The 11,544-nt window shown below is 73.6% G+C and carries 11 protein-coding genes, 1 tRNA gene and 1 riboswitch; of the genes, 10 read left to right on the top strand and 2 right to left on the bottom strand.

Features of this window, described 5'->3' with window-relative positions:
- Positions 1 to 24 precede the first annotated feature (24 nt).
- Positions 25 to 1,116 carry an acyl-CoA desaturase gene (locus AE652_RS20330; protein WP_049653565.1) on the bottom strand — a complete coding sequence of 364 codons (1,092 nt, stop codon included), beginning with the start codon at positions 1,114 to 1,116 and terminating at the stop codon, positions 25 to 27.
- A 370-nt stretch (positions 1,117 to 1,486) separates the two neighbouring features.
- Between AE652_RS20330 and AE652_RS20325 the strand changes: the two genes are divergently transcribed.
- The 3 genes from AE652_RS20325 (at position 1,487) to AE652_RS20315 (ending at position 3,840) form a co-directional block, all read left to right on the top strand.
- Positions 1,487 to 2,641 carry an inorganic phosphate transporter gene (locus AE652_RS20325; RefSeq protein ID WP_234348455.1) on the top strand — a complete coding sequence of 385 codons (1,155 nt, stop codon included), beginning with the start codon at positions 1,487 to 1,489 and terminating at the stop codon, positions 2,639 to 2,641.
- Positions 2,638 to 2,919 (top strand): hypothetical protein, encoded by a 282-nt coding sequence (locus tag AE652_RS20320; RefSeq protein ID WP_049653563.1) that lies wholly within the window; start codon positions 2,638 to 2,640, stop codon positions 2,917 to 2,919. The genes AE652_RS20325 and AE652_RS20320 overlap by 4 nt, the downstream gene beginning before the upstream one ends.
- Positions 2,920 to 3,168: 249 nt before the next feature.
- Positions 3,169 to 3,840 (top strand): polysaccharide deacetylase family protein, encoded by a 672-nt coding sequence (locus AE652_RS20315; RefSeq protein WP_199823118.1) that lies wholly within the window; start codon positions 3,169 to 3,171, stop codon positions 3,838 to 3,840.
- 7 nt (positions 3,841 to 3,847) lie between these two features.
- Here the strand turns inward: AE652_RS20315 and AE652_RS20310 are convergent, their stop codons facing one another.
- Positions 3,848 to 4,660 (bottom strand): hypothetical protein, encoded by an 813-nt coding sequence (locus AE652_RS20310; RefSeq protein WP_049653562.1) that lies wholly within the window; start codon positions 4,658 to 4,660, stop codon positions 3,848 to 3,850.
- Positions 4,661 to 4,866: 206 nt separating this feature from the next.
- On the opposite strand from AE652_RS20310, the gene AE652_RS20305 reads away from it, so the two are divergent.
- The 7 genes from AE652_RS20305 to AE652_RS20275 all read left to right on the top strand — a co-directional run.
- Positions 4,867 to 4,937: transfer RNA gene (locus AE652_RS20305), tRNA-Cys, on the top strand.
- Positions 4,938 to 5,054: 117 nt separating this feature from the next.
- Entirely contained in the window at positions 5,055 to 6,098 is a 1,044-nt protein-coding gene (locus AE652_RS20300; RefSeq protein ID WP_049653560.1) for an alcohol dehydrogenase catalytic domain-containing protein, read from the top strand.
- Between the two features lie 139 nt (positions 6,099 to 6,237).
- Positions 6,238 to 6,429, top strand: a riboswitch (cobalamin riboswitch).
- A 209-nt stretch (positions 6,430 to 6,638) separates the two neighbouring features.
- Positions 6,639 to 8,138 carry a CoA-acylating methylmalonate-semialdehyde dehydrogenase gene (locus AE652_RS20295; protein ID WP_049653559.1) on the top strand — a complete coding sequence of 500 codons (1,500 nt, stop codon included), beginning with the start codon at positions 6,639 to 6,641 and terminating at the stop codon, positions 8,136 to 8,138.
- Positions 8,139 to 8,146: 8 nt separating this feature from the next.
- Entirely contained in the window at positions 8,147 to 9,289 is a 1,143-nt protein-coding gene (locus AE652_RS20290; protein ID WP_049653557.1) for an acyl-CoA dehydrogenase family protein, read from the top strand.
- Entirely contained in the window at positions 9,289 to 10,353 is a 1,065-nt protein-coding gene (locus tag AE652_RS20285) for an enoyl-CoA hydratase/isomerase family protein (RefSeq protein ID WP_049653555.1), read from the top strand. The genes AE652_RS20290 and AE652_RS20285 overlap by 1 nt, the downstream gene beginning before the upstream one ends.
- Positions 10,350 to 11,237 (top strand): 3-hydroxyisobutyrate dehydrogenase, encoded by an 888-nt coding sequence (mmsB, locus tag AE652_RS20280; protein WP_049653554.1) that lies wholly within the window; start codon positions 10,350 to 10,352, stop codon positions 11,235 to 11,237. The genes AE652_RS20285 and mmsB overlap by 4 nt, the downstream gene beginning before the upstream one ends.
- Positions 11,234 to 11,544: enoyl-CoA hydratase-related protein (locus AE652_RS20275; protein ID WP_049653552.1), on the top strand; the 311-nt coding region annotated here is incomplete at its 3' end. The genes mmsB and AE652_RS20275, both read left to right, overlap by 4 nt.

The raw sequence follows: 11,544 nt of genomic DNA, 5'->3' as shown, positions 1-11,544 counted from the left end.
CCGTCGGCCCGGGCAGGACCCCGCTCACCGGGCGGCCTCCGCAGGTGCCGTGCGCTTCGTCGCGGCCGCGGCCTCCGGGCGGGCCGGGACGGACCGGCCGACCACGCGCAGGTCCCGCAGGATCTCCCGGAAACAGGCGGTCAGACCCGCCTCGGCGTACGGCACGCCGATCTCCGCGCAGTAGGCGCGCACGATGCGCGAGGCCGGGCGCAGCGCCGCCACCGGCATGGCCGGGAAGAGGTGGTGCTCGATCTGGAGGCCGAGGCCGCCGAAGAGGAAGTGGACGAACCGGCCGGCCCGCAGGTTGCGGGAGGGCAGCACCTGCCGCCGGAGGTAGTCGGTGCGCTCGGCGCCGGGGCCGGTCATCGGCATGCCCTTGTGGTTGGGGGCGAAGATGCAGCCCAGGTAGACGCCGAACAGTGCCCCGAACAGCGCGGTGAAGGCGAGCGCCTGGAGCGGGGAGAGCACGAGGACGGTCAGGGCCGCCGCGACGGCGTAGTGCAGTACGGCGAGGGTGCGTTCCAGCGCCGGGTGCCTGACGGTGCCGCGGGTGAGGGTCAGGCCGGTGGCGACGAGCAGGCCGAGTGCCTGGAGGGACAGCAGCGGGAAGAACAGTGCCGCCTGGTGCCGTGCCACGAACCGCCGCAACCCCCGTGTCCGCTCGGCCTGTTGGGCGGTCCGGGCGAAGAGGAGGGAGTCGGCGGCCGGGTCCTGGCCCTCGCGGTTCGGGTGGGCGTGGTGCCGGTTGTGGTCGTCGACCCACCAGCCGTAGCTCATGCCGACCACCAGGTTCCCCAGCACGATGCCCACCAGGTCGGTCGTCCGGCGGTCGGCGAACACCGCGCGGTGCGCGACGTCGTGGCCGAGCAGCGCCAACTGGCCCAGTACGAGGGCGAAGAGCGGCGCCAGGCCGAGCTGCCACCAGCTCGCGCCGAGCGCCGTGAACCCGGCCAGCAGCCCCGCCAGCGCGGCCAGCAGTGCCGCGCTCCGGCACGCGTAGTACAGCGGGCGCCGACGCAGCAGGCCGGCCTGCGCCACGCGCCGGTACAGTTCGGCGAACTCGCCGCGCCGGGCGGTCCCGGTGCTCGGGGGGTCCGGGATGTCCTGAACGGTCATGCCACCAATCCGGTCTCGGGCCGCCCCGGCCGGCCGTGTCCGTGCTGCGTGCCTGGGGCTCGAAGGCCCTGAGCCTTCCGTACCCGACCCGTCGGTGTCCCGCGCTGCCGGTGAATGCGACCCGATCGGGCGGGCGGCGGCCACGGGCTGACGGCCCGCCGTTCGGAGGTCGGGAATCCGTACGGGCTGCCGCCGGGGGAGTGGGTTGTGGGGAGGCCGTCGATGCGATCGGGCTCCTGGAGCCGTCCGTCCGGCAGGCGAGGGGGCGTGACCGTATGTTGATCCGACCGGATGGCGGCCCTTCGCCGCGCGGCGCGCCGGGTCGTCGCCGAACCGGGCGTGTCCCGGTACGCGGGCTAGGTTCGGGTCCGTGACCGGCAACGACGCGGTCCTGGCGCTGATGGTCGTCACGGCGCTGGGCTTCGACTTCACCAACGGCTTCCACGACACCGGCAACGCGATGGCGACCTCGATCGTGACCGGCGCCCTCCCGCCGCGGGTCGCGGTCGGCGTCTCGGCGGTGCTGAACCTGGTCGGCGCGTTCCTGTCGACCGCCGTGGCGGCGACCATCGCCAACGGCCTGGTCGCCAGCGGGGAGGTGACCCTGACGGTGGTGTGCGCCGGCCTGACCGGCAGCATCCTGTGGAACCTGGCCACCTGGTTCCTCGGGATCCCCTCCAGCTCCTCGCACGCGCTGATCGGCGGGGTGGTCGGGGCGACGGTGGCTGCGGCCGGGACCTCGGCCGTCAAGTGGCAGGGGCTGGTCTCCAAGGTGATCGTGCCCGCGGCGCTGTCGCCGTTCATCGCCGGTGGGGTGGCGGTGGTCGGCACCCTCCTGGTCTACCGCCTCACCCGGGACGTGCCCGAGGGCCCGCGCGGGCGCGGGTTCCGGCTCGGCCAGATCGGCTCGGCCTCCATGGTCTCGCTCGCCCACGGCACCAACGACGCGCAGAAGACCATGGGCGCCATCACCCTGGCCCTGATCGCCAACGGCACCCTGCAGGCCGGGGCGAAGGCGCCCGACTGGGTGATCGTCTCCTGCGCGCTGGCGATCGCCCTGGGCACCTACATCGGCGGCTGGCGGGTGATCCGCGCGCTGGGCAAGGGGCTGGTGGAGATCGAGCCGCCGCAGGGGATGGCCGCCGAGTCGGCCTCGGCCGCGGTGATCCTCTGCTCCACCGACTTCGGCTACTCGCTCTCCACCACCCACGTGGCCACCGGGTCGATCCTGGGCTCGGGGATCGGGCGGAGCGGTGCCGTGGTGCGCTGGCAGCTCGCCCGCCGGATGGTGGCGGCCTGGCTGCTCACCCTGCCGGCCGCGGCGGGGGTCGGCGCGGTGGCCTACTGGACCGCGAACGGGATCGGCGGGACGACCGGGGTGGCGGTGATCTTCATCGTGCTGGTGCTGGCGTCGGTCGCCTTCTTCGCCGCCTCCCGCTACCCGGCCGTGACGCCGGAGAACGTCAACGCCGCGTGGACCGGTTCGGTGGCCCCGGAGCCCGTCAAGGACGAGGTGAGGTCGTGAACTCCTGGGTCAACCTGGACGCGGTGTGGAAGATCGTCGTGGTGGGCCTGGTCACCGGCGCCGGCCTGCCCGCGCTGTTCGCCCTCGGCCTGCGCCTGCTCAACCCGTCCGGTCCGTCCGGCCCGTCGGACCCGTCCGCGCCGTCCGGCCCGGCCGACGAGGCGGCGGCCGTCCGGCCCACCGCCGGCCCGGTCGGCTCCACCCTGGCCGGACTCATTTTCGCGCTGGTGCTCGCGGCGATCGGCTGGGGCATCTACGTCATCGTCAACCACCGCTGACCGTCCGCCGCCCCGGCCCGGCCCGGGCGGGCCCCGCCGAATTCCGCTCCGGCAACCGGGTGAAATGGTACGGAGTCGCCTGGCGCGAATGGAAGCCGGGCCCGGCGCTGCCAGAATGCAATTTCTCCGAGGGCCACCTGAACGGACGGGGCCACTGGACGGCAGGAGCGGAACATGCGACTCGTTCGACCACGCAATAGTTCGGAAAGCGCGCTCGCCCTGGATGCGGCGCGTCTCCCGTGGACGTTGATGTACCACTCGGTGACGTCGGCGACCGAGGATCCCTATCTGATCACCGTCGACCCCGCGCGATTCCGCCGCCAGCTGCGCTGGCTGTCCGCGCGCGGACTGCGCGGGGTGTCGGTGGGCGAGCTGATGCGTTCCCACCGGAACGGAACCGCCGCGGGAAAGGTGGGGCTCAGCTTCGACGACGGATACCGCGACTTCGTGGAGGAGGCCCTGCCCGCACTTGCGGAGTACGACTTCACGGCGACGGTCTACGTGGTGGCCGGCCGGCTCGGCGGGTACAACGACTGGGACGAGCAGGGCCCGCGCAAGCCGCTGATGACGGCGGCCCAGGTCCGCGAGGCCGCCGCCGAGGGGGTGGAGATCGGCTCGCACGGGCTGACGCACCGGCGGCTGGCGGGCCTGGGGGCGCGGGATCTGGCGGCCCAGGTCGCCGACAGCCGCCACGTGCTGGAGGACCTCACGGGCCGGTCGGTCGAGGGGTTCTGCTACCCGTACGGTTCGCTCGACGGCGCCGCCGTGGAGGCGGTGGCGCACACCGGGTACGGGTACGGGTGCGCGGTCAGCCCCGGTGTCCACGGCGGGGAGTTCGCGCTTCCCCGATGTTACGTCGGCGACCGGGACGGGCCGCTGCACCTGACCGCGAAGCTGGTGCGCGACCGCTGGTTGCGCTGACGGTCGCTCAGGGGGCGGTGGCGGCCGGCTCCAGGTGCAGCCAGGACTCGTGCCAGAGCAGGGCGCACCGCCGGTCGCAGCCGGTGGCGAGCGGCTCGCCACCGCAGCGCAGGCCGTCGAGGATGAACCAGCGCCCCCCGGTGGGGTGTTGCCACCAGGCGAGGGACCGATGGCGCAGTTCGACGGCGCTGTGACGGGTGCCGGTGTGGTGTTCCATCCCCGGCTGGAAGGGGACGCCGTGCAGGCGCCCGTCGGGGTCGAGGGTCGCGCGGATCTCCGCGAGGTCGCGTACGGTCGCCCACAGGGCGACGGGCCGGGGGGCGGGGACCGGCGCGGGCGCGGGCTCCAGCCATTCGTCGCGGAACAGCAGGGCGCAGTCCAGCCCGCAGCCCTGGGCGCCGTCGGCGCCGTGGCAGGTGGCGCCGGCCAGGGCGACGGTGCCCGACAGGCGCCGCACCCGGTAGTGGTCGTCGATCATGCGGCGCACGATGCGCTCGACCTGGTAGACGCCGCCGCAGAACGACCACTGGCTGCCGGTGAACCACAGGCCGCGGTGGCGGTCCTTGGCGTCGAGGGTGGCGCGCACCGCGGCCTCGTCCTTCACCCGGACCCAGTCCCCCTCGGCGAACCGGGAGGGCCGGCCGGGCGCCGGAACGTCGGCGCGGCGCTCGCGCAGGCCCTCGCGGGCGATCCTGGCGCGGCGTACGACGCCGAGTGGGGGAAGGTCGCGCAGGGGCAGGTTCTTGTACTGGCATCGGTTCGCGGCGGTTCCGCAGAGCGGCTCCGCGGTATGGGTGAACCGTGATTCCTCAACGGCCATCAGTGAAATCCCATCGGGTCGGAGATATCGGCACAGGCTAGCGCACCCGGTCTTTTACGCGCTGGCTCGTCGGACCCTACCGGCGCCATGTCGAAAGAAATAACACTAGACGCACTAAGAGTCCCATGGGGTGAAACATCGCCGTTCCCGGGGAATTCTGGTCAGGGTCCGTGTTCATGTGCGTGTAATGTTTCCATCGTTGTCGGGGTGGAGTGGCCGAGTGGCTAGGCGGCGGCTTGCAGGGCCGTTCAGATGGGTTCGATTCCTATCTCCACCTTTTTCTTCCGAGTTCTTTCGAGACATTTCGATCCGTCTCGAAAGGCGCGCCCGGAACAGGACGATCGGTGCGGTCACCTGGGGCTCCGGGGCACATCACCCGGCGAAGGGATCGCTCATGACCACCTCCCCCAGCGGCTCGGCCGCCGCGCTGCGCGCCGTCCAGGTCGCGGGGCCGGGTGCGGCCCCCGAGCTGGTCGAGGTCCCCTCGCGGGAGCCCGGCCCGGGAGCCGTGCGGATCACCGTGGAGGCGTGCGGGGTCTGCCACTCCGACCTGCTCATCGCCGGCGGCCTGCTGCCCGGCAGCACCTTCCCGATCACCCCGGGGCACGAGATCGCCGGCCGCGTCGACGCCCTCGGCGAGGGCGTGGAGGGCTGGCGGGTCGGCGACCGGGTCGCGGTCGGCTGGTACGGCGGCAGCTGCGGGCACTGCGACGCGTGCCGGGCGGGCGACGGCCTGCACTGCGCGCGGGCCGAGATCCCGGGCGTCGCCTATCCGGGCGGGTTCGCCGACTCCGTCGTCGTCCCGGCCGTGGCCCTGGCGGCGGTCCCGGACGAGCTCACCGCGGTCGAGGCGGCGCCGCTGGCCTGCGCGGGGGTGACGGTCTTCAACGCCCTGCGCCGCTCCGCCGCACGGCCCGGGGACACCGTCGCCATCCTGGGGATCGGCGGACTCGGCCACCTGGGCGTCCAGTTCGCCGAGAAGATGGGCTTCCGCACCGTCGCCATCGCCCGCGGCCAGGAGAAGGGGCCGCTCGCGCTCCGGCTCGGCGCCGCCCACTACATCGACAGCACCGCGGGCGATGTCGCCGAGGCCCTACGGCAGTTGGGGGGTGCGAAGGTGGTCCTGTCCACCGTCACCAACGCGCCCGCCGTGGTGGCGACGATCGACGGGATCACCCGCCGGGGCGAGCTCGTCATGGTCGGACTCCCGGCGGAGCCGCTGGAGCTGAGCGCCCTGCAGTTGATCCAGGGCGACCGGAAGGTCTACGCGCACTCCTCGGGCATCGCGGTCGACACCCAGGACACGCTGCGCTTCGCGGCGCAGACGGGGGTGAGGGCCTGGGTCGAGGAGGTGCCGCTGGAGCGGACCGCGGCGGCGGTGGAGAAGATGGCGGCCAACCGGGCCCGCTTCCGGATGGTCGTCACCACCGGCCGCTGAGCGGCGGTCATCGGAGCCGGCTCTCGGAGTCGGCCCTCGGAGCCGGTCCCTCGGGGCCGGCTCCCGGCGTGTCCGGGCAGGTGGACGGGGGTGAGCGGCACTCCGGTGGCGCGGCGCGGGCGCGTACCCCTGGACTTACTAGGACGTCCAACTATATGGTCGACGGCAGGTCCGCGGTGTCAGGGAAGCCGGTGTGAGTCCGGCACGGTCCCGCCACTGTGACCGGGGAGTCCGTCCTCGCAGATGACGGCCACTGGCAGCCAGCCGGGAAGGCCTGAGGGCGTGCGGTGATCCGGGAGTCAGGATACCGGCCGCGGGTGGTTCGTGTTTTCCACGAGGATGGAGACGACACACATGACTCCGGGCTGCTCCCGTTCCATCGCGCCCGGCTGTCCCGTGCCGACGGCCGCCGGGGCGCCAGCGTCCTGACGTACCGTCACACCGCCGTACGCCCGTGCCGAGGGGCGCGCCACCGTGCGCCCGCCGACCGGCGGCGGCCTCCATTCCTCCTCTCCCCACCCCTGTCGAGAGTAGGAACCGATGGTCCGAGAACTGACCCACTTCATCGCCGGCAAGCCCACCGCCGGCACCTCCGGCCGCTTCGGCGACGTGTACGACCCCAACACCGGCCGGGTGCAGGCCCGGGTGCCCCTGGCGAGCCGCGCCGAGGTCGAGGCGGTGATCGCCGACGCCGAGCAGGCCCAGCCCGCGTGGGCCGCCTGGAACCCGCAGCGGCGGGCCCGCGTCCTGCTGCGCTTCCTCCAACTCGTCGAGCAGGAGAAGGACGAGCTGGCCCGGCTGCTCTCCGCCGAGCACGGCAAGACCGTGGCCGACGCCCACGGCGACATCCAACGCGGCCTGGAGGTCGTGGAGTTCGCCGCCGGCATCCCGCACCTGCTGAAGGGCGAGTTCAGCGACAACGCCGGGACGGGCATCGACGTGTACTCGATGCGCCAGCCGCTCGGCGTGGTCGCGGGCATCACGCCGTTCAACTTCCCGGCGATGATCCCGCTCTGGAAGGCCGCGCCCGCGCTGGCCTGCGGAAACGCCTTCGTGCTCAAGCCCTCGGAGCGCGACCCCTCGGTGCCGCTGCGGCTGGCCGAGCTGTTCCTGGAGGCCGGGCTGCCGCCGGGCGTGCTCAACGTCGTCAACGGCGACAAGGAGGCCGTGGACACCTTGCTGGAGGACCCGCGCGTCCAGGCGCTCGGCTTCGTCGGCTCCACGCCGGTCGCCCAGTACGTGTACGCCACCGCCGCCGCGCACGGGAAGCGGGCGCAGTGCTTCGGCGGGGCCAAGAACCACCTGATCGTGATGCCGGACGCCGACCTCGACCAGGCGGCGGACGCGCTGATCGGCGCCGGGTACGGCTCGGCCGGGGAGCGCTGCATGGCGATCTCGGTGGCCGTCCCGGTGGGGGAGGCGACGGCGGACGCCCTGGTGGCGAAGCTGGTCGAGCGGATCGGCGCGCTCAAGGTCGGGCGCTCGGACGACCCGGCGGCGGACTTCGGCCCGCTGGTCGGCGCCGACGCGCTGGCGCGGGTGCGCGGCTACCTGGACCTCGGGGTCGAGGAGGGCGCCGAACTCGTCGTCGACGGACGGGACTTCCGGCTGGCGGGGCACGAGGACGGCTACTTCCTCGGCGCCTCGCTGTTCGACCGGGTCACGCCCGGCATGCGGATCTACCGGGAGGAGATCTTCGGGCCGGTGCTCACCGTGGTGCGTGCCGCCGACTACGAGGAGGCGCTGCGGCTGCCCAGCGAGCACGAGTTCGGCAACGGGGTGGCCATCTACACCCGGGACGGCGACACCGCCCGGGACTTCGCCCGGCGGGTGAACACCGGCATGGTCGGGGTCAACGTGCCGATCCCGGTGCCGATCGCCTACCACACCTTCGGCGGCTGGAAGCGCTCCGCGTTCGGCGACCTCAACCAGCACGGGCCGGACTCGATCCGCTTCTACACCCGCACCCGCACCGTCACCTCGCGCTGGCCCTCCGGGGCCAAGGAGGGCGCGAGCTTCACCATCCCGACGATGGGCTGAGGCGCGCCGTGCACACCCATCTGACCGACGACCAGCTCGCCATCGTCGCGACCACCCGGGACTTCGCCCGCGAGCACCTCGCCCCGTACGCCGTCGCGTGGGACCAGGCCAAGCACTTCCCGGTCGACGTCCTGCGCAAGGCCGCCGACCTGGGCCTCGGCGGCGTCTACGTGCGGGAGGAGGCGGGCGGCTCGGAGCTCGGCCGCCAGGACGGCGTGCTCGTCTTCGAGGCGCTGGCGACCGGCTGCCCGTCCATCGCCGGCTACCTGTCGATCCACAACATGGTCGCCTGGATGATCGACCGCTACGGCAGCCCCGCCCAGCGCGCCCGGCTGCTGCCCGGGCTCTGCTCGACGGAGCTGCTCGGCAGCTACTGCCTCACCGAGCCGGGCGCGGGCTCGGACGCCGCCGCGCTGGCCACCCGGGCCCGCCGGCGCGGGGACCACTGGGTCCTGGACGGCGTCAAGCAGTTCGTCTCGGGCGCCGGCACCTCGCAGGTGTACGTGGTGATGGCCCGCACCGGCGGACCGGGGGCCCGGGGCGTCTCCGCGTTCCTGGTGGAGCGGGACGACCCCGGCGTCTCCTTCGGACCGAACGAGAAGAAGATGGGCTGGAACGCCCAGCCGACCCGGCAGGTGCTGCTGGACGGCGTCCGGCTCCCGGCCGACCGCCTGCTCGGCGGGGAGGGCGAGGGCTTCCGGATCGCCATGAACGGGCTGAACGGCGGCCGGCTCGGCATCGCCGCCTGCTCCGTCGGCGGTGCGCAGGACGCCCTGGAGCGGGCCACCCGGCACCTGGCCGACCGGGAGGCGTTCGGGGCCGCGCTGCTGCACGCCCAGGCGCTGCGGTTCCGGCTCGCCGACATGGCCACGGAGCTGGAGGCGGCCCGCTCGCTGCTCTGGCGGGCTGCCGCCGCGCTGGACCGGGGCGACCCCCGGGCGCCGGAGCTGTGCGCGATGGCCAAGCGCCACGCCACCGACACCGGCTTCGAGGTGGCCAACCAGGCGCTCCAACTCCACGGCGGCTACGGCTACCTGGCCGAGTACGGCATCGAGAAGATCGTCCGCGACCTGCGGGTGCACCAGATCCTGGAAGGGACCAACGAGATCATGCGCGTCATCGTCGCCCGCGGCCTGACCGGGGCCGCGTGATGGGTACGGATGAGGTCCTCGTCCAGCGCGAGGGTCGGGCGGGTCTGATCGTCCTCAACCGCCCGGCGGCCCTGAACGCCCTCACCCACGGCATGGTGCGGAGGATCTCCGCCGCACTGGACGCGTGGGAGCGGGACGGCGACGTGGAGACCGTCGTGATCACCGGCGCCGGCGAGCGGGCCTTCTGCGCGGGCGGCGACATCGTCGCCATCCACCGCGCCGCCACCGGCGGCGACCCGGGTGCCGTCGAGGAGTTCTGGCGCGACGAGTACCGCCTCAACGCCCGGATCGCCCGCTACCCGAAGCCCTACGTCGCCGTGATGAACGGCATCGTGATGGGCGGCGGCGTCGGCGTCTCCGCCCACGGCAGCGTCCGGATCGTCACGGAGACCACCGGGGTCGCCCTGCCGGAGGCCGGCATCGGCTTCGTCCCCGACGTCGGCGGCACCTACCTGCTCGCCCTCGCGCCGGGGGAGTCGGGCACCCACCTCGCCCTGACCGCGGGATCCGTCGGCGCCGGGGACGCGTTGCTGTGCGGGCTCGCCGACCACTTCGTGCCCGCCGAGCGGCTGCCCGCACTGCTGGACGACCTGGCCGAACTGCCCGTCCACGACGCGCTGGAACGGAACGTCGGGCCCGCGCCGGCCGGCGTGCTGGACGGCCAGCGCGGATGGATCGACCACTGCTACGCGGCCGGCACCGTGGAGGAGATCCTCGACCGGCTGCGGGAGAGCGGCGAACCCGAGGCCAAGAAGGCCGCCGACCGGATCGCCGCCAACTCCCCGACCGCCGTGAAGGCGACGCTCGCGGCCCTGCGCCGGGCCCGGGCACTGGGCCCGCTGGAGGCCGTCCTCGACCAGGAGTACCGGACCTCCTGCGCGGCGCTCGCCACGCCGGACCTCGCCGAGGGCATCCGGGCCCAGGTGATCGACAAGGACCGCACCCCGCGGTGGAGCCCGGCGACCCTGAGCGCCGTCGAACCCGCCGCCGTGGACCGCTACTTCGCCCCGCTCGGCGACCGTGAACTCGGCCTCGCCGCCACCACACCCCTGGAGCGCTGGTGACCCAGACGATCGGATTCATCGGACTCGGCAACATGGGCGGCCCGATGGCCGCCAACCTCGTCAAGGCCGGACACCGGGTGACCGGCTACGACCTGGCCCCGGACGCCCGGGAGCGCGCCGCCGGGAACGGCGTCGCCGTGGCCGCCTCGGCGGCGCAGGCGGTGGCGGCGGCCGGGACGGTCGTCACCATGCTCCCGGCCGGACGCCATGTCCTCGACGCCTACGGTGAGTTGACGGCGGCGGCGCCGAGCGGCGCGCTGTTCGTGGACTGCTCCACCATCGCGGTCGGGGACGCCCGGGTGGCCGCCGACCTCGCCCGGGTCGCCGGGCACCGGGCCGTCGACGCACCGGTCTCCGGCGGCGTGGCCGGCGCCGAGGCGGCCGGCCTGACCTTCATGGTCGGCGCGGACGCCGCCGACTTCGCTGATGCCGAGCCGCTGCTGGCGGCGATGGGCCGGCGGGTCGTCCACTGCGGAGGGTCCGGCGCCGGCCAGGCGGCGAAGATCTGCAACAACATGATCCTCGGCGTCTCCATGATCGCGGTCAGCGAGGCTTTCGTCCTCGGGGAGAGCCTCGGGCTCAGCCACCAGGCCCTGTTCGACGTGGCCTCCACCGCCTCCGGCCAGTGCTGGGCGCTCACCGCCAACTGTCCCGTCCCCGGCCCCGTCCCGGCCAGCCCCGCCAACCGCGACTATGCGGCCGGATTCGCGGCCACCCTGATGGCCAAGGACCTCGGACTGGCCGCCGACGCCGCCACCGCCTCCGCCGTCCCGGCCGAACTGGGCCGACGGGCCGCCGAGTTGTACGCCGCCTTCGCTCAGGACGAGGGCGCCGGGCTGGACTTCTCCGCCATCATCACCACCCTCCGGGAGGGCGCCGCATGACGTACGGGACGATCCTGGTCGAGCGCAAGGGCCGGGTCGGGCTGATCACACTCGACCGGCCGAAGGCGCTCAACGCGCTCAACACCCGGCTGATGAACGAAGTCGTCGCGGCGGCAACGGAGTTCGACCGGGACCCGGAGATCGGCTGCCTGGTGGTCACCGGCTCGGAGAAGGCCTTCGCGGCCGGCGCCGACATCAAGGAGATGCAGTCGCTCGACTTCGTCGACGCCTACCTCGGCGACTGGTTCGCCGCCTGGGACCGCTTCGGCGCCCTGCGCAAGCCCGTCGTCGCGGCCGTCGCGGGCTA

Origin of the sequence: Kitasatospora sp. MY 5-36 (genome assembly GCF_001182915.1) — a bacterium.
Classification (GTDB): domain Bacteria; phylum Actinomycetota; class Actinomycetes; order Streptomycetales; family Streptomycetaceae; genus Kitasatospora.
The sequence above is the reverse complement of the archived record's forward strand: the minus strand, read 5'-3'. Positions and strand labels throughout refer to the sequence as shown.